Here is a 20175-nt window from a genome sequence, read left to right on the forward strand (position 1 = left end):
TCATGAACTCATCTGAAGGGTCCGAACACATGTCGTCCAACGAGGAGAAGTACCTCGACTACCTCCGCCGAGCCTCCGTGGACCTCCAGGAGGCGCGCGGCAAGCTGCGCGAGGCCGAGGAGCGCGAGGCCGAGCCCATCGCGATCGTCGGCATGGGCTGCCGGTTCCCCGGCGGCGTGCGCTCGCCGGAGGACCTGTGGCGACTCCTGCGGGACGGCGAGGACGCCGTCTCCGAGTTCCCCACCAACCGTGGGTGGGACCTGGAAGCACTCTTCGACGACGACCCCGACCGGCAGGGGACCTGCTACACCCGTGAGGGCGCCTTCATCCATGACGCGCCGGACTTCGACCCGGCGTTCTTCGGCATCTCGCCGCGCGAGGCCGCGGCGATGGACCCGCAGCAGCGGCTGCTCCTGGAGACCTCCTGGGAGGCCTTCGAGCGGGCGGGCATCGACCCGCACGCGCTGCGGGGCAGCCGGTCGGGCGTGTTCGTCGGCACCAACGGCCAGGACTACTTGGCCCGCCTGCTGACCGGCGCGCCGGACGGCTACGAGGGCTACCTCGGCACCGGCAACGCGGCGAGCGTCATCTCCGGCCGGCTGTCCTACACGTTCGGGTTCGAAGGCCCCGCGCTGACCATCGACACCGCCTGCTCGTCGTCCCTGGTCGCCATGCACCTCGCGGTGCACGCGCTGCGGCACGGCGAGTGCCCGATCGCCCTCGCGGGCGGCGTCACCGTGATGTCGACGCCGGGCGTGTTCATCGACTTCAGCCGCCAGCGCGGCCTGGCCACGGACGGCCGCGTCAAGGCGTTCGCCGACGCCGCCGACGGCACCGGCTGGGGCGAGGGCGTCGGCCTCCTCGTGCTCGAACGCCTCTCGGACGCGCAGCGCAACGGGCACCCCGTCCTCGCGGTGATCCGCGGCTCGGCGGTCAACCAGGACGGCGCGTCCAACGGCCTGACCGCCCCCAACGGCCCCTCCCAACAGCGCGTGATCCGCCAGGCGCTGGCGAGCGCACGGCTCTCCGCCGCGCAGGTGGACGCGGTAGAGGCGCACGGTACGGGCACGAAGCTGGGCGACCCGATCGAGGCGCAGGCACTGCTGACGGCCTACGGCCAGGACCGCCCCGCCGACCGGCCGCTGTGGCTCGGCTCGATCAAGTCCAACATCGGCCACACGCAGGCCGCGGCCGGTGTGGCGGGCGTGATCAAGATGGTCATGGCGATGCGGCAGGGTGTCCTGCCGAAGACGCTGCACGTGGATGAGCCGTCGTCCCACGTGGACTGGTCGGCGGGCGCGGTCGAGCTGCTGACGGAGGCGCGTCCGTGGCCGGAGACCGGTCAGCCGTGGCGTGCGGGTGTGTCGTCGTTCGGTGTGAGTGGCACGAACGCACATGTCATCGTCGAGCAGGCTCCCGTGGTGGAGGAGGCGGAAGTCTCGGAGCCGGTGCGTGACGGCGGGCTGGTGCCGTGGGTGCTGTCGGCTCGGAGTGCCGAGGCGTTGCGGGAGCAGGCGGCGCGGCTCAAGTCCTTTGTGGACGAGGCCACGGATCTGCCGGTGGCGGACGTGGGCCGTGCGCTGGTGTCCTCGCGTGCGGTGCTTGAGCACCGGGCGGTGGTGGTCGCCGGTGAGCGGTCGGAGTTCCTGGCCGCTCTGACGGCTGTGGCCGAGGGGCGGGCGACCGGCGCGGTGGTCACGGGAGTGGCTGATGAACCTGGCCGGTTGGGTTTCCTGTTCTCGGGTCAGGGTTCGCAGCGGCTCGGCATGGGGCGTGAACTGGCCGCACGCTTCCCGGTGTTCGGTGATGCTCTGGACGCCGTACTGGCGGAGTTCGACCCGCAGGTTCGCGAGGTGCTGTTTGGTGAGGATTCCGATGCGCTGAACGAGACGGGCGTGACGCAGCCCGCGTTGTTCGCGGTCGAGGTGGCATTGTTCCGTCTCCTTGAGTCCTGGGGTGTGCGGCCCGATGCTCTGGCGGGGCATTCGATCGGTGAGTTGGCTGCGGCGCATGTGGCGGGTGTGTGGTCGCTGGCTGACGCCGTCAAGGTAGTGTCGGCTCGTGCCGGGTTGATGCAGGCGCTGCCGGCCGGTGGCGCGATGGTCGCGATCCAGGCGACCGAGGCCGAGGTCGCGGCGGATCTGCCGGAGACGGTGGGCGTAGCTGCGGTCAACGGGCCGACGTCGGTGGTCATTTCCGGTGTCGCCGCTGATGTTGAAGCTGTGAGCGAGCGGTGGCGCGAGGCGGGCCGCAAGGTGTCTCGCCTGAAGGTCAGCCACGCGTTCCACTCGCCGTTGATGGACCCGATGCTGGACGAGTTCCGCCGGGTGCTGGAAGAGGTGTCGTACGAGACACCTTTGATCCCCATCGTGTCGACGCTGACCGGCGCCCGCGCGACCGCCGAGGAGCTTGCCTCGCCGGAGTACTGGGTGCGGCACGTGCGCGAGTCCGTGCGGTTCGCCGATGCCGTCGGCACGCTCGTGGACGACGACGTGACCATGTTCGTCGAGGTCGGCCCCGGCGGGACGCTGTCGGCGCTGGGGCAGCAGTCCGCGCCGGAAGCGGCCTTCTTACCGGTGCTGCGGAACGACCGCCCGGAGACGTCGGCCGCTACGACCGCCGCAGGACAACTGCACGTGCGTGGTGTCCGAGTGGACTGGGAGGTGTTCTTCGCCAGTGGCGGCACGCGGCGGGTGGACCTGCCGACGTACGCCTTCCAGCGCGAGCGCTACTGGCTGGACGCTCGCCCCACCGACATGGACGTCGAGCTGCTGTCGCCGGTGGACGCGCGGTTCTGGGGCGTGGTGGAGGACGGCGACATCGCCGACCTGGCCCGTACGTTGGATGTGTCGTCGGATGCTCCGTTGAGTGCGGTGCTGCCGAGGCTTTCCGCGTGGCGCAAGGAGCAGTTGGGGCGCTCCACGGTGGAGGGCTGGCGGTATGGGGTCGAGTGGCGATCGGTCGCTGCAGGGTCTGCGCGACTGGAGGGTGCCTGGCTGGTTGTCGCGCCGGTCGGTGAGGACCGTACCGATTGGGTTCGTGAGGCGCTGACCCGCAATGGTGCGGACGTTCATGTCCAGTACGTGGACCCGGTGGGGGTCGACTGGGCCGAGCAGTTGGCCGGTCTGTCGGGTGTGCGTGGCGTGGTCTCGCTGCTGGGATTGGCTGATGCGGGTGCTTCGACGGTGCCTGTGGGTGTTGCGGCCACGGTTGGCTTGTTGCAGGCGCTTGGTGATGTGGGTGTGCCGTTGTGGTGCCTGACGTCGGGTGCGGTGTCGGCGGGTGCTGATGATGTGGTTGACGGGTTCGAGCAGTCGATGTTGTGGGGCCTGGGCCGGGTGGCCGCGCTGGAGCAGTCAGCCAGTTGGGGCGGCCTGGTCGACCTGCCCGCGACGCAGGACAAGTCGCAGGACAAGTCGCAGGATGAGACGCCGGACGAGACGACCGGAGACCTTCTCGCATCCGTCCTCGCCGCACCGAACGGCGAGGACCAGATCGCCTTGCGCGGCAACGCGATCCTCGGCCGCAGGCTCGTGCCCGCCCCGATGAGTGCGGACACCACGGGCGCCGGCTGGACGCCGCGCGGCACGGTACTGGTGACCGGTGGCCTCGGTGCCCTGGGCGGTCATGTGTCGCGCTGGCTGGCGGGGCACGGGGCCGAGCACGTCGTGCTGGTGAGCCGACGCGGACGAACCGCTGATGGTGCCGAGGAGTTGGAGGCCGAGCTCGTCGAGCTGGGCGCGCGCGTCACGTTCGCCGCCTGCGACATGACGGACAAGGAGTCCGTCGCCGGGCTCCTGGAGAGCATCCCGTCGCTCGACGCGGTCGTACACGCGGCGGGTATCGAGCGCTCGGGTGTTCTCGCCGACCTCGATCCGGCTGATCTGGGTGCGTTCGCTGATGTGTTGTCGGCGAAGGTGGTCGGTGCGCGGAACCTGCATGAGCTGTTGGGTGACCGGCAGTTGGATGCGTTCGTGTTGTTCTCGTCCATTGCTGGTGTGTGGGGCAGTGGTGGGCAGGGTGCGTATGCGGCTGCCAATGCCTATCTGGATTCCCTTGCCGAGCATCGCAGGGCTGTGGGTCTGCCCGCTACGGCCGTCGCGTGGGGGCCGTGGGGTGGTGGTGGCATGGTTGCGGGTGCCGGTCGGGATGCGGCGGCGCAGTTGCGGCGGCGGGGTCTGCCGACGATGGATCCGGCGGTGGCGATCGCGGGTCTGGGCATGGCGTTGGAGCGGGGCGACGGCAATGTGGTCGTGGCTGATGTGGACTGGGAGCGGTTCGCGGGCACGTTCATGGCGCAGCGCCCGAGTCCGCTGCTTGGTGAACTGCCCGCCGTACGTGCCGCGTTCGAGGCTGCTCCGGCAGAGCAGGGCATGTCGGCGCTGGCGCAGCGCCTTGCCGGTCTGGATGAGGCCGAGCAGGAGCGGCAGCTCACGGAATTGGTCCGGTATGAGGCGGCCGCGGTGCTCGGCCACGTGTCCGGGGATGCCTTCTCGGCATCTCGTGCGTTCCGGGAGCTGGGTTTTGATTCGCTGACGGCGGTTGAGCTGCGTGCCCGGCTGAGTGAGGCCACGGGTGTCGCGCTGCCCGCGACGTTGGTCTATGACTACCCGAACGCGGCGGCACTGGCCGCGTATCTCCGCACCGAACTGTCCGGCGTTGTCCCCACGGCGTCCGCTTCTGTGGCCGTGTCGAACGCGTCCGACGAGCCGATCGCGATCGTGGCGATGGCCTGCCGTTTCCCGGGTGGTGTGTCGACCCCGGAGGAGCTGTGGGACGTAGTCCTGTCGGGCGGGGACGCGGTGTCGGACTTCCCGGCCGATCGTGGCTGGGACCTGGAGGCGCTCTACGACCCCGATCCGGATGGGGTGGGCACCTCGTATTCGCGTTCAGGGGCGTTCCTGTCGGACGTGGGTGGGTTCGACGCGGACTTCTTCGGGATCTCGCCGCGTGAGGCGCTTGCGATGGACCCGCAGCAGCGGCTGCTCCTGGAGACCTCCTGGGAGGCGTTCGAGCGGGCCGGGGTCGACCCGGCGTCCCTGCGCGGTGAACGCGTCGGCGTGTTCGTGGGCTCGAACATGCAGGACTACGGATGGGTGCTGGGCGCGGCTGCCGACGACATGGGCGGCTATGTGGCCACCGGCAACGCGGCCAGCGTGGCATCGGGCCGCCTCTCGTACACCTTCGGCCTTGAGGGCCCGGCCGTCACGGTGGACACGGCGTGCTCGTCGTCTCTGGTGGCCCTGCACCTGGCGGTGCAGGCGCTGCAAAGGGGCGAGTGCGAGCTGGCGCTGGCCGGTGGTGTGACGGTGATGTCGACGCCGACCTCGTTCGTCGAGTTCAGTCGGCAGCGGGGCCTTGCCGAGGACGGGCGCTGCAAGGCCTTCGCCGCCGGCGCGGACGGCACCGGCTGGGGCGAAGGCGTGGGCATGCTCTTCGTCGAGCGTCTCTCGGACGCTCAGCGCAACGGCCACCAGGTGCTTGCCGTCGTGCGCGGTTCGGCGGTGAACCAGGACGGCGCGTCCAACGGCCTGACCGCGCCGAACGGTCCCTCCCAGCAGCGGGTGATCCGCCAGGCCCTCGCCAGTGCGGGCCTGACTCCGGCCGACGTGGACGTGGTCGAGGCGCACGGCACCGGCACCAAGCTGGGCGACCCGATCGAGGCCCAGGCACTCCTCGCCACCTACGGCCAGGACCGGCCCGCCGACCGGCCGTTGTGGCTCGGCTCGATCAAGTCGAACCTCGGTCACACCCAGGCTGCCGCAGGCGTCGCGGGTGTGATCAAGATGGTCATGGCGATGCGCCACGGGGTGCTGCCCAAGACCCTGCACGTGGACGAGCCGTCGCCGCACGTCGACTGGTCCGCGGGCGCCGTGGAGCTGCTCACCGACGAGCGTGAGTGGCCTGCCGCGGACCGGCCGTGGCGGGCCGGTGTGTCGTCCTTCGGCTTCAGCGGCACCAACGCGCACACCATCATCGAGCAGGCCCCTGCCGTCGAGCAGGAGGAGGCCCCGGAGCCGGTGCGCGACGTCGGCCTGGTGCCGTGGATCCTGTCGGCCCGGAATGACGGGGCGCTGCGCGAGCAGGCCGCACGACTCAAGTCCTTTGTGGACGAGGCGTCAGATCTGGGTGTGGCGGACGTGGGCCGCGCGCTGGTGTCCTCGCGCGCGGTGCTCGAGCACCGCGCGGTGGTGGTCGGTGCCGACCGGTCGGAGCTGCTGGCCGCTGTTGAGGCGGTGGCCGAGGGCCGGACCACCGGCACGGTGGTCACGGGCGTCGCCGACGAACCTGGTCGGCTGGGCTTCCTGTTCTCGGGTCAGGGTTCGCAGCGTCTCGGGATGGGCCGCGAACTGGCCGCCCGTTTCCCGGTGTTCGCCGAGGCCCTGGACGAGGTTCTTGGCACATTCGACCCGCAGGTTCGTGGGGTGTTGTTCGGCGAGGACATCGATGCGCTGAACAAGACGGCAGTGACGCAGCCTGCGCTCTTCGCGGTCGAGGTCGCGCTGTTCCGCCTCCTTGCGTCGTGGGGCATTCGACCGGACTTCCTCGCGGGCCACTCCATCGGTGAACTCGCGGCGGCCCATGTGGCGGGCGTGTTCTCCCTCGCCGACGCATGCAGGCTCGTCGCCGCTCGCGGCAGGCTGATGGGGGCGTTGCCGGCCGGTGGCGCGATGGTGGCGATCCAGGCGTCCGAGGCCGAGGTCGCGTCGGAACTTCCGGAGACGGTCGGCATCGCCGCGGTCAACGGCCCCGACTCGGTGGTCGTTTCCGGTGTCGCGGCCGATGTTGAAGCGGTGAGTGAGCGGTGGCGTGAGGCGGGCCGCAAGGTGTCTCGGCTGAAGGTGAGTCATGCGTTCCACTCGCCGCTGATGGACCCGATGCTGGACGACTTCCGTCGGGTGTTGGAGAGCGTGTCCTTCGGGGCGCCGTCGATTCCGATCGTGTCGACGCTGACCGGCGTCCGCGCCTCCGCGGAGGAGTTGGCGTCCCCGGAGTACTGGGTGCGGCACGTGCGCGAGTCGGTGCGGTTCGCCGACGCCGTGGGCACGCTCGTGGACGAGGGTGTGGCGACGTTCGTCGAGATCGGACCGGGCGGCACGCTGTCCGCGCTCGGCCAGGAGTCCGCGCCGGATGCCGGGTTCGTGCCCGTGCTGCGGAACGACCGCCCGGAGGCAGTGGCCGCTACGACCGCCGCAGGACACCTCCACGTGCGTGGCGTCCGAGTGGACTGGGACGCGTTCTTCACCGGTCACGGCGCGCGCCGCGTCGAGCTGCCCACGTACGCCTTCCAGCGCGAGCGCTACTGGCCCGACGTGCAGCCGATCATCGGGAACGTCGCGGCGGCCGGACTCGGCGCCGCCGAGCACCCGCTCCTTGGCGCGACCGTCACCCTTGGCGGCACGGACGGCGTGCTGCTGACCGGACGCCTTTCCGTCCAGACCCACCCGTGGCTCGCCGATCACGAGATCATGGGCTCGGTGCTGCTGCCCGGCACGGCGTTCGTCGAGCTGGCGGTGCGCGCCGGCGATCAGGTCGGCTGTGATCTGGTCGAGGAGCTGACGCTGGAGGCGCCGCTCGTCCTGCCCGAGCACGGCTCGGTACGAGTACAGGTGTGGGTCGGTGCGGCGGACGAGTCGGGCCGGCGCGAGCTGACCTTCCATTCCAGCGCCGGTGACACCGACGACGGCCGGTCCTGGACCCGCCACGCCACCGGCGTCCTGGGGGCAGGCGGACGCTCCGTCGGGGCTCCGCTGGTCGAGTGGCCGCCCGCGGGCGCGGAGGCCCTGGACCTGGACGGCTACTACGACCGCATGGTCGCGGGTGGGTTCGGCTATGGGCCGGTGTTCCAGGGGCTGCGGTCGGCCTGGCGCAAGGGCGACGAGATGTTCGCCGAGGTCGCCCTGCCGGACGGCGTGAAGGCCGACGGATTCGGTCTGCACCCGGCGCTGCTGGACGCGACGTTGCAGGCCATCGGACTGATGGGCGAGGTCGACGCCCCCGGCAAGCTGCCGTTCTCGTGGTCGGGCGTGCGGCTGCACGCCTCGGGTGCGACGGCGCTGCGGGTGCGGCTTGCGCCCACGGGCGCTGATGGAGTGGCGCTGACGGTCGCGGACGGCTCCGGTGGTCCGGTGGCCACCATCGACTCCCTTGTACTGCGCCCGGCTGCACCGGTACAGGCCGCCGGAGACGATCGCGGTGACGCGCTCTTCGGCGTCGACTGGGTGCCGGTTCCCGTGCCCGACGGTGACGTGCCGACGATCGAGTGGACCGGCCTGGAGGCGCTTGCGGGGGCAGCGGAGCTGCCTGACTTCGTGGTGCTGCCGTGCCCGGGTACCTCCGCGTCCGACCCGGTCGCCAGCGCGCACGAGGCGGCGCACTGGGCCCTGCATGCCGTCCAGTCCTGGTTGGCGGACGGGCAGTTCGACGCATCCCGCCTGGTCATCGTGACCAAGGGCGCGATCGCCGCCGCGGCCGATGACGACGTACGTGATGTCGCGCAGGCGGCGGTGTGGGGTCTTGTGCGCTCCGCTCAGTCGGAGAACCCCGACCGGATCGTGCTGGTCGACCTCGACGACGAGGCGGCCTCACTCGATGTGCTGGCGTCCGCGCTGGCCACGGGTGAGCCGCAGATGGCGTTGCGTTCGGGCGCGGTCAGTGCACCGCGCCTGGCCAGGGCCCGGCAGTCCGTGGTCGACGACCCGGGCTTCGGTTCGGGTGCGGTGCTGATCTCCGGTGCCACGGGCACCCTCGGCGGTCTCGTGGCCCGGCACTTGGTCGCGGAACGCGGCGTGCGGAACCTGCTCCTGGTGAGCAGGCGCGGCGCTGCGGCCGACGGCGCCGACGAACTGCGCGAGGAACTCCTCGCCCAGGGCGCGGAGGTGACGTTCGCGGCCTGCGACGTGGCCGACCGAGAGGCCCTCAAGGCGCTGCTGGCCGAGCACGAGATCTCGGCAGTGGTGCACACCGCCGGTGTGCTGGACGACGGCACCATCGGCTCGCTGACCCCGGACCGGATCGACACCGTCTTCCGGCCGAAGGTCGACGCGGCCTGGCACCTGCACGAGTTGACCCGCGACCTCGAGCTGGACCTGTCCGCGTTCGTGCTGTTCTCGTCCGCCGCCGGTGTGTTCGGTGGCGCCGGTCAGGGCAACTACGCGGCGGCCAACGCCTTCCTTGACGCGCTCGCCCAGCACCGTCACGCGACCGGCTTGGCCGCGACCTCGCTCGCCTGGGGCCTGTGGGCCTCGGGCGGTGGCATGGCAGGCAGCCTCGACGAAGCCGACGTACGACGGATCACCAGCGGCGGCGCGATACCGATCGGCGCGGCCGAGGGCCTGGAGCTGTTCGACGCGGCACGCTCCACCGGCCGCGCGCTGCTGGCGCCGGTCCCCCTGGACCTGACCGTGCTGCAGAAGCAGGCGCGTTCCCACCCCGTGCCGCACCTCCTGCGCGGCCTCGTGCGAGGCACCGCGCGCAGGACCGTCGACCCCGCCGCCGCCAGGACCGCGCTGGCGCAGTCGCTGGCCGGCATGACCGAGACCGAGCGGGAGAAGGCGCTGCTCGACCTCGTCCGCACCCATGCCGCAGCGGTGCTCGGCCACAGCTCGGCGCACGCCGTCGCACCCGACCGGGCGTTCCGGGAACTGGGCTTCGACTCGCTCAGCTCCGTCGAACTGCGCAACCACCTCAACGCGGCCACCGAGCTGCGCCTGCCCGCCACGCTCGTCTTCGACTACCCGAGCCCCGCGGCGCTCGCCGAGTTCATCGGCACGGAGTTCGCGGGCGCGCCCGCCGTCGTGGCACCCACCCGTACGACCGGTGCCGTGACCGACGAGCCGATCGCGATCGTCGGCATGAGCTGCCGTTACCCGGGCGGGGTGAACTCGCCGGAGGACCTGTGGCGACTCGTCCTGGACGGCGCCGACGCCATCAGCGAGTTCCCGGTCAACCGTGGCTGGGACCTGGACGCGCTGTACGACCCCGACCCCGAGCACATGGGTACCTCGTACACCCGCGAGGGCGGCTTCCTGCACGACGCCGACCTGTTCGACCCGTCCTTCTTCGGCATCTCGCCGCGTGAGGCCCTTGCGATGGACCCGCAGCAGCGACTGCTCCTGGAGACCTCCTGGGAGGCGTTCGAGCGGGCCGGTATCGCCCCGGAGACCGCGCGAGGCAGCGCGACCGGCGTGTTCGCGGGCGTCATGTACCACGACTACGTGGCGCGGCTTCGTTCCGTCTCGGAGGACGTCGAGGGCTACCTCGGCACCGGCGGAGCGGGCAGCGTCGCCTCCGGCCGAGTCGCCTACGCGCTGGGCCTGGAGGGCCCCGCCGTCACCGTCGACACCGCCTGCTCCTCGTCGCTGGTCGCCCTGCACTGGGCGATCCAGGCACTGCGCCAGGGGGAGTGCTCGATGGCGCTGGCCGGTGGTGTCGCGGTGATGGCCACCGCCAGCACGTTCGTCGACTTCAGCCGCCAGCGCGGCCTGTCCGCCGACGGCCGGTGCAAGTCGTTCTCCGACGACGCCGACGGCACCGGCTGGGGCGAGGGCGTCGGCATGCTCCTCGTCGAGCGGCTGTCCGACGCGCGCCGCAACGGCCACCCCGTCCTTGCCGTCATCCGCGGTTCGGCGGTGAACCAGGACGGCGCGTCGAACGGTCTGACCGCGCCGAACGGTCCCTCGCAGCAGCGCGTCATGCGCCAGGCCCTCGCCAGCGCGGGCCTTGCCCCGTCCGACGTGGACGCGGTCGAGGCGCACGGCACCGGCACCACACTCGGCGACCCGATCGAGGCCCAGGCGCTCCTGGCCACCTACGGCCAGGACCGCACCGGAGAGCCGCTGTGGCTCGGCTCGATCAAGTCGAACATCGGTCACACCCAGGCCGCCGCGGGCGTCGCGGGTGTGATCAAGATGGTCATGGCGATGCGGGAGGGTGTGCTGCCGCAGTCCCTGCACGTCGGCGAGCCCTCGACGAACGTGGACTGGTCCGCGGGCGACGTCGAGCTGCTGACCGAGGCGAAGCCGTGGCCCGAGGCGGGCCGGCCCCGACGGGCGGGCGTGTCGTCGTTCGGCGTGAGTGGCACGAACGCGCACACCATCATCGAGCACGTGCCGAGCGAGGACCACGTCCCGGCGCCGGTCGACGGCGCCCTGCCGTGGGTGCTGTCCGCACGCAGCGCGGAGGCGCTGCGGGATCAGGCGCTCCGACTGCGGGAGTACGTCGCAGGCGAGCCGACGACCGGTGCGCTGGACGTGGCCTACTCGTTGGCGACGACGCGATCGGCCTTCGACCACAGGGCTGTTGTCGTGGGCGACGACCGAGCGGTGCTCCTCGACGGGCTGACCGCTCTGGCCGAGGGACGGCCGTTCCCCGGCTTGGTCGCGGGGTCAGTCGCCGTGGGCGGCGTGGGCTTCCTGTTCTCGGGTCAGGGTTCGCAGCGGCTCGGCATGGGCCGTGAACTGGCTGCCCGTTTCCCGGTGTTCAGCGAGGTTCTTGACGCCGTACTGCGTGAATTCGATCCGGCGGTCCGTGAGGTCCTGTTCGGTGAGGACGCCGATGCGCTGAACGAGACCGGGGCGACGCAGCCCGCGCTGTTCGCCGTCGAGGTGGCGCTGTTCCGGCTGCTGAAGTCCTGGGGCGTGCAGCCGGACGTACTGGCCGGGCACTCGATCGGCGAACTGGCCGCGGCCCACGCGGCCGGTGTCTGGTCGCTGTCCGACGCCGTCAAGGTGGTGTCGGCTCGTGCCGGGTTGATGCAGGCGCTGCCGGCCGGTGGCGCGATGGTCGCGATCCAGGCGACCGAGGCGGAGGTCGCGGCGGATCTGCCGGACACCGTCGGTGTCGCCGCGGTCAACGGCCCCACCTCGGTGGTCATTTCCGGTGGCACCGCCGATGTTGAAGCGGTGGGCGAACGCTGGCGTGCTGCGGGCCGCAAGGTGTCTCGCCTGAAGGTCAGCCACGCGTTCCACTCACCGTTGATGGACCCGATGCTCGACGGCTTCCGCCGGGTCCTGGAAGAGGTGTCGTACGAGGCACCGTCGATTCCGATCGTGTCCACACTGACCGGCGTCCGCGCCTCCGCGGAGGAGTTGGCGTCCCCGGAGTACTGGGTGCGCCACGTGCGCGAGTCGGTACGGTTCGCCGACGCCGTGGGCACGCTCGTGGACGAGGGTGTGGCGACGTTCGTCGAGATCGGACCGGGCGGCACGCTGTCCGCGCTCGGCCAGGAGTCCGCGCCGGATGCCGGGTTCGTGCCCGTGCTGCGGAACGACCGTCCGGAGGAGTCCGCGCTGATCTCCGCCGTGGCCCGGCTGTGCACGTCGGGCATGCGGGTGGACTGGGAAGCCTTCTTCGCCGGTCGCGGCGCACGACGGGTCGACCTGCCCACGTACGCGTTCCAGCACCAGCGCTACTGGCTGGACGCCGGGGTGGCGGCAGGCGACCTGGACGCCGCGGGACTCGGCTCCGCCGGTCACCCGCTGCTCGGCGCGATCGTCGACACGGCCGACTCGGACGGCCAGCTCTTCACCGGCCGGCTGTCGGTGGCGACCCACCCGTGGCTGGCCGATCACGTGATCCAGGGCTCGATCCTGCTTCCCGGTACGGCGTTCCTGGAGCTGGCGGTGCACGCGGGTGACCAGGTCGGGTGCGACCTGGTGGAGGAGTTGACGCTGGAGGCGCCGTTGGTGGTGCCCGAGCGCGGTGGCGTGCGGGTGCAGGTGCAGGTCGGCGTGTTGGACGAGTCCGGCCGGCGTTCGGTGACGGTGCACGCGCAGGACACCGACGGCGACCTGTGGGTGCGGCATGCGAGCGGTGTGCTCGTGGGCGGCACCGAGGTGCCGTCGGCCGACATCGGTGCCTGGCCGCCGGCCGGGGCACAGGTCGTGGACCTGGACGGGCTCTACGACCGCATGGCCGACGGGGGCTTCGGCTACGGGCCGGTGTTCCAAGGACTGCGGGCCGCGTGGCGCAAGGGCGACGAGGTGTTCGCCGAGGTCGCGCTGCCGGACGGCGTGGGCGTGGACGGCTTCGGTCTGCACCCGGCGCTGCTCGACGCGGCGCTGCACGGCATCGGGCTGATGGGCGGGGCCGATGGTCCCGGCAAGCTGCCGTTCTCGTGGTCGGGTGTGCGCCTGCACGCATCGGGCGCGACGGTGCTGCGGGTGCGGCTGACGCCCGCAGGGTCGGACGGGGTGTCGTTGGCGGTCGCGGACGGCTCCGGTGCTCCGGTGGCCACGATCGAATCGCTGGTGCTGCGCCCGGTGACGGCGACGCTGTCGCGGCAGGGCTGGGAGTCGCTGTTCCGCCTGGACTGGGTTCCTGCCGCCGTGTCGGCCTCAAGCGCCGGTCCGGTGGCGGAGTTCGCGGACTGGGGTGCGGTGCGGTCGGCGCTCGACGGGGGCGAGTCGCTGCCGGAGACCGTCGTGGTGCGGTGCGTCGCGTCCCAGGACGTGGACGCCGTACGACGGGAGACGCTGAACGCTCTGGAACTGGTGCAGGGCTGGCTGACCGATGACCGGTGCCTGGCATCGCGCCTGGCCCTGGTGACGCGTGGCGCCGTCGCGGTGGGCGCCGAGGACGACGTGGCGAACCTGGCGTCGGCAGCGGTGTGGGGCCTGGTGCGGTCCGCCCAGCTGGAGGACCCGGATCGCTTCGTCCTGGTGGACGTCGACGACGAGGACGGCTGGCGGCAGGCGCTCACGGCCGGGGAATCCCAGGTCGTGGTCCGGGACGGGCGGGTGTTCGTGGCCCGCCTGGCGCGGGTGCGACCGGAGGCGGACAGCGCCCCGGCGTTCGGTCCCGACAGCTCGGTCCTGGTGACCGGCGCGTCGGGCGCCCTGGGCACTCTCGTCGCCCGGCACCTCGTCGGCACCCACGGCGTCGAGCGCCTGGTCCTTGCCAGCAGGCGCGGACCGACGGCGGACGGCGCCGAGGAACTGCGGGCCGAACTGGTCGCGCAGGGCGCCGAGGTGACGTTCGCGGCGTGTGACGTCGCGGACCGCGACGCGCTGGCCGCGCTCCTCGCCGAGCACCCCGTGACCGCTGTCGTGCACACCGCCGGTGTGCTGGACGACGCCACGATCGGCTCGCTGACCCCGGAGCAGGTCGACACCGTGTTCCGGCCCAAGGTCGACGCGGCCTCGTACCTGGACGAGTTGACCCGTGACCTGGACCTGTCCGCGTTCGTGCTGTTCTCCTCGGTGGCCGGCACCCTGGGCGCGACCGGGCAGGGCAACTACTCGGCGGCCAACGCGTTCCTCGACGGCCTGGCCCGCCGCAGGCGCGCCCAGGGCCTGCCCGCGACATCGCTGGCCTGGGGTCTTTGGGCCGACGGCATGGGCGCCCAGGTGGCACAGTCCGCCGCGACCGGCCTGTCCGCGCAGGAGGGCGTCGCGCTGTTCGACGCCGCTGTCTCCGGCACCGACCCGGTGGTCGTTCCGATGCGGCTCGACCTGCGGGCCGTACGCGAACTCCCCGTGGTTCCCCCGGTGTTCAGCGGCCTGGTGCGCACGACGACCCGCCGGGCGGCGGAGTCCGGCGGCGACCCCGCCGCGGCGCTCCGCGCCCGTCTCGCGTCGCTGGCCGTGGACGAGCGCGACCGGGTGCTCCTCGACCTCGTCCGCACCCAGGCCTCCACGGTGCTCGGCCACGCAGGGCCGGAAGCGGTCTCGCTCGACCAGGCCTTCACCGAGCTGGGCTTCGACTCGCTGACCGCCGTCGACCTGCGCAACCGGCTCAACGCGGCCACGGGCCTTCGCCTGCCCGCCACGCTGGTCTTCGACTACCCGACCCCCGCGGCGCTCGCCGAGTTCATCGGCACGGAGTTCGCGGGCGCGCCCGTCGCGGCGGCACCCACCACCACGGTGGTGGCCGCGACCGACGAGCCGATCGCGATCGTCGGCATGAGCTGCCGCTACCCCGGTGGCGTCCGCTCGCCGGAGGACCTGTGGCGACTGGTCCTCGACGGCGCCGACGGCATCACGCCGTTCCCGACCGAGCGCGGCTGGGACGTGGAGGCGCTCTACGACCCGTCGGGCGAAAGGGACGGCAGCTCGTACACCCGCGAGGGCGGCTTCCTGCACGACGCGGACCTGTTCGACCCGACGTTCTTCGGCATCTCGCCCCGCGAGGCCCTGGCGATGGACCCCCAGCAGCGACTGCTCCTGGAGACCTCCTGGGAGGCCTTCGAGCGGGCCGGCATCGACCCCAAGTCGCTGCGGGGCAGCGCGACCGGAGTGTTCGCCGGCGTCATGTACCACGACTACGCCTCCCAGCTGCACGGCGTGTCGAAGAGCACCGAGGGCTTCCTCGGTACGGGCAACGCGGGCAGCGTCGCGTCCGGCCGCGTGTCGTACACGTTCGGCCTCGAAGGCCCCGCGATGACCGTGGACACGGCGTGCTCGTCCTCGCTCGTCGCCCTGCACCTCGCGGCGCAGGCACTGCGCTCGGGGGAGTGCTCGCTCGCGCTCGCGGGTGGCGCCACCGTCATGGCGACGCCCGGCGCGTTCGTCGACTTCAGCCGCCAGCAGGGCCTGTCCGCCGACGGCCGCTGCAAGTCGTTCTCCGCCGATGCCGACGGCACCGGCTGGGGCGAGGGCGTCGGCATGCTCGTACTGGAGCGTCTCTCGGACGCCCGGCGCAACGGTCACCCGGTGCTCGCGGTGGTCCGCGGCTCGGCGGTGAACCAGGACGGCGCGTCCAACGGCCTCACCGCGCCCAACGGTCCCTCGCAGCAGCGCGTCATCCGCCAGGCGCTGGCCAGTGCGGGCCTTGCCCCGTCCGACGTGGACGCGGTCGAGGCGCACGGCACCGGCACCACCCTGGGCGACCCGATCGAGGCCCAGGCACTGCTCGCCACCTATGGGCGGGACCGAGCGGGTGAGCCGCTGTGGCTCGGCTCGCTGAAGTCCAACATCGGCCACACCCAGGCCGCCGCGGGCGTGGGCGGCGTCATCAAGACCGTGATGTCGCTGCGGCACGGTGTGCTGCCGAAGACGCTGCACGTCGGCGAGCCCTCGCCGCACATCGACTGGTCGGCGGGCGCCGTGGAACTGCTGACCGAGGCCCAGCCGTGGCCCCAGGCGGACCGGCCCCGACGGGCGGGAGTGTCCTCCTTCGGCTTCAGCGGCACCAACGCGCACGTCATCATCGAGTCGCCGGAGACCGAGTCCGCGAAGGACGCCGACACGCCGCAGGCCCCCGAGGCACCGGCAGGGCCGTGGCTGCTGTCCGGCCGCACCGAGGGCGCCTTGCGCGATCAGGCGGCGCGGCTGCGCGACCACCTGACCGCACGCCCCGACCTCGACCCGACGGACGTCGCCCGTGCACTCGCGACCTCGCGGGCCGGGTTCGAGCACCGACTCGCCGTCGTCGGCCGGGACCTGGCCGACCTGACGGCCGGGCTCACCGACGCCGTCGAGGGACGGCCGGGCAGCGGAGTGGTGCAGGGGGTCACCGACGAGCACCGGGTCGGTTTCCTGTTCTCGGGCCAGGGTTCGCAGCGGCTCGGGATGGGCCGTGAACTGGCGGCCCGTTTCGCGGTGTTCGCCGAGGCCCTTGACGCCGTACTGGGTGAGTTCGATCCGGTGGTGCGCGAGGTCCTGTTCGGTGAGGACGCCGATGCGCTGAACGAGACCGGGGTGACGCAGCCCGCGCTGTTCGCGGTCGAGGTCGCGCTCTTCCGGCTCCTCGAGTCGTGGGGCATCCGGCCGGACGTACTGGCCGGGCACTCGATCGGCGAGCTGGCCGCCGCGCATGTGGCGGGCGTCTGGTCGCTGGAGGACGCGGTCAAGGTGGTGTCGGCGCGTGGCGCGCTGATGCAGGCGCTGCCCGAGGGCGGTGCCATGGTCGCGATCCAGGCCGCCGAGGCCGAGGTCGCCGCTGACCTGCCGGAGACGGTGGGGGTCGCCGCGGTCAACGGGCCGACGTCGGTGGTCGTTTCCGGGGTGGCCGCCGACGTGGAGACGGTCGCCGAGCGCTGGCGCGAGGCGGGCCGGAAGGTCTCTCGCCTCAAGGTCAGCCACGCGTTCCACTCGCCGCTGATGGACCCGATGCTGGACGACTTCCGCCGGGTGCTTGAGAGCGTGTCGTACGAGGCGCCCTCGATCCCCGTCGTGTCGACGCTGACGGGCGGCCCCGCATCCGCCCAGGAGCTGGGCTCCCCGGAGTACTGGGTGCGGCACGTACGCGAGTCCGTGCGGTTCGCCGACGCCGTGGCCGGCCTGGGCGCTGACGTACTCGTCGAGATCGGACCCGGCGGCGTGCTGTCGGCGCTCGGCCAGGAGTCCCTGCCGGACGCGGCCTTCGTACCGGTGCTGCGCGGCGACCGGACGGAGGACGGTGCCGCCATGACGGCGCTCGCCGAACTCCACGTGCGGGGCGTGCACGTCGACTGGGCCGCCTACTTCCAGGGCGGCGGCCACGGAGTCGACCTGCCGACGTACGCCTTCCAGTACCAGCGGTTCTGGCCCGACACGAGCGTGCGGCCCGCCACCGACGCGACCGGGCTCGGGCTCGGCTCCGCCGACCACCCGCTGCTCGGCACCGCGGTCGCGCTCGCGGACGAGGACACCGTCCTGTTCACGGGCAGGCTGTCGCTGCGGACACACCCCTGGCTCGCCGAGCACGAGATCATGGGATCGGTGCTGCTGCCCGGCACGGCGTTCGTCGAGCTGGCGGTCCGCGCCGGTGACCAGGTCGGTTGCACCTCGGTGGAGGAACTGACGCTGGAGACACCGCTGGTGCTCCCCGAGCACGGCGGTGTGCAGGTCCAGGTACGGGTCGGCGCGCCGGACGCGTCGGGCCGGCGCCCGATCGCGGTCCACGCGCGGGACGAGAGCGGCGACCTGCCGTGGGCCCGGCACGCCAGCGGTGTCCTCGCCGACGACGGCGGCGCTCCCGCCGACCTCGGCGCATGGCCGCCGGTGGGCGCGGAGAGCGTGGAACTGGACGGCTTCTACGACGGCATGGCCGACGGCGGTTTCGCCTACGGCCCGATGTTCCAGGGCCTGCGGTCGGTGTGGCGCAAGGGCGACGAGGTGTTCGCCGAGGTCGCGCTGCCGCAGGACACCGCAGTCGCCGGGTTCGGCGTGCACCCGGCACTCCTCGACGCGGTGCTGCACACGGTGGCGTTCGGTGTGCTGCCCCCGGTAGAGCACGGACGCCTCCCGTTCGCGTGGACGGGAGTGCGCCTGCACGCCGAGGGCGCGACGACGCTGCGGGTGCGGCTGACCGCCGTGGGACCGGACGCGGTGGCCCTGGCCGTCGCCGACGGCTCCGGTGCCCCGGTCGCGACCGTGGACTCGCTGGTGCTGCGCGCGGTCTCGCCCGGTTCGCTGGGCACGGCACGTGGGCACGAGTCGCTGTTCCGGCTCGACTGGGTGGCCGCTTCGGCGGCTGCCGGAAGTGCCGGGTCGGTGGCGGAGTTCGCGCACTGGGCGGCGGTGCGGTCGGCCCTCGACGCGGGCGAGTCGCTGCCGGAGAACGTCGTGGTGCGGTGCGCGCCGTCCGGTGACGTGGACGCGGGCGTGGTGCGCCGGCAGGTGCACACCGCGCTGGAACTGGTGCAGGGCTGGCTGGCCGACGACCGCTGCGCGGCGTCGCGACTGGTCCTCGTGACCAGTGGCGCCGTGGCCGTGGGTGCCGAGGACGACGTGACGGACCTGGCATCGGCCGCGGTGTGGGGTCTGCTGCGGACGGCACAGGCGGAGAACCCGGGCCGCTTCGTCCTGGTGGACGTCGACGACGAGGACGGCTGGAAGCCGGCCGTCGTGAGCACGGAACCCGAGCTGGCCGTACGCGCCGGAGAGACGTTCGTGCCCAGGCTCGTACGGGCCCGCCCCACGGCAGGGGAGGAGCGCGGCTTCGGCTCCGGTCCGGTCCTGGTGACCGGTGCGAGCGGCATGCTCGGCGGTCTGGTGGCCCGCCACCTGGTCGTGGAGCACGGAGTGCGGCGCCTGGTCCTGGCCAGCAGGCGCGGCCAGGTCGGCACGCTGCACGACGAACTGGCCGCTCTGGGCGCGGAGGTCACGCCGGTCGCCTGTGATGTGGCCGACCGGGACGCGGTGGCGGCCCTCCTCGCCGAGCACCCCGTGACGGCCGTCGTGCACGTGGCGGGCGTCCTGGACGACGGCGTGATCGGGTCGCAGACCCCGGAGCGGATCGACACCGTCTTCCGGCCCAAGGTCGACGCGGCCTGGCACCTGCACGAGCTGACCCGCGACCTGGACCTGTCCGCGTTCGTGCTGTTCTCGTCCGCGGCGGGCACGCTGGGCAACCCGGGCCAGGCCAACTACTCGGCGGCCAACGCGTTCCTGGACGCGCTCGCCCGACACCGGCACGTCCAGGGCCTGCCCGCGACGTCGCTCGCATGGGGCCTGTGGGCCGGCGATGACGGCATGGGCGCCCGGATGGCGGAGACCGGCGCCGCGGGCCTGTCCGCCGACGAGGGCATGGAACTCTTCGACGCGGCGGCACTGGGCGACGACCCCGTCCTCGTACCGATGCGGCTCGACCTGCGGGCCGTACGGGAACTCCCCGTCGTACCGCCGGTGTTCAGCGGCCTGGTGCGGACCACGGCCCGCAGGGCGGCGGAGACCGGGACCGACCCCGCCGCCGCTCTGCGGGACCGGCTCGCGGCGCTGCCGGTGACCGAGCGGACGTCCGCGCTGCTGGACGTGGTGTGCGCGCACGTCGCGGCCGTACTGGCGCTCCCCGGCGCCGGAGCGGTCGACGAGCGGCGCGCGTTCACCGAGCTGGGCTTCGACTCGCTGACCGCGGTCGAACTGCGCAACCGGCTCGGCGCCGCCACCGGCCTCCGCCTGCCCGCCACCGCGATCTTCGACTACCCGACCCCGCTCGACCTGGTCGGCCACATCGAGGACGCGCTCGTCGTCGACGAACCCGACGGGGTGGCGCCGCTGCTCGCCGAGCTGAGCCGCATCGAGGCGGGCCTCGCCTCGATCAGGCCCGGCGACGACGAGGACGACCGGGTCGGCGCCCGCCTGTCGGCCCTGCTGACCGCATGGCGCGACAGCCGCTCCGACGCCGCCGCGCAGGAGTCCGACGACCTCGAAGCCGCCACGGACGACGAGGTGTTCGACCTGCTCGGCAAGGAGTTCGGCATCTCCTGACCTGCCCTCCATCCCGGCCACCGCACGTGCACGAACGTTCCCT

General features: G+C 72.4%; 1 protein-coding gene. It reads left to right on the plus strand.

Annotated features, from left to right (window positions below; genetic code table 11):
• Positions 1–2: 2 nt before the first annotated feature.
• Positions 3–20132 (plus strand): type I polyketide synthase, encoded by a 20130-nt coding sequence (locus tag ACIGXX_RS03150; protein WP_399972188.1) that lies wholly within the window; start codon positions 3–5, stop codon positions 20130–20132.
• Positions 20133–20175: the final 43 nt, after the last annotated feature.

The sequence above is a fragment of the Streptomyces sp. NPDC055243 genome, assembly GCF_044544025.1.
GTDB lineage: Bacteria > Actinomycetota > Actinomycetes > Streptomycetales > Streptomycetaceae > Streptomyces.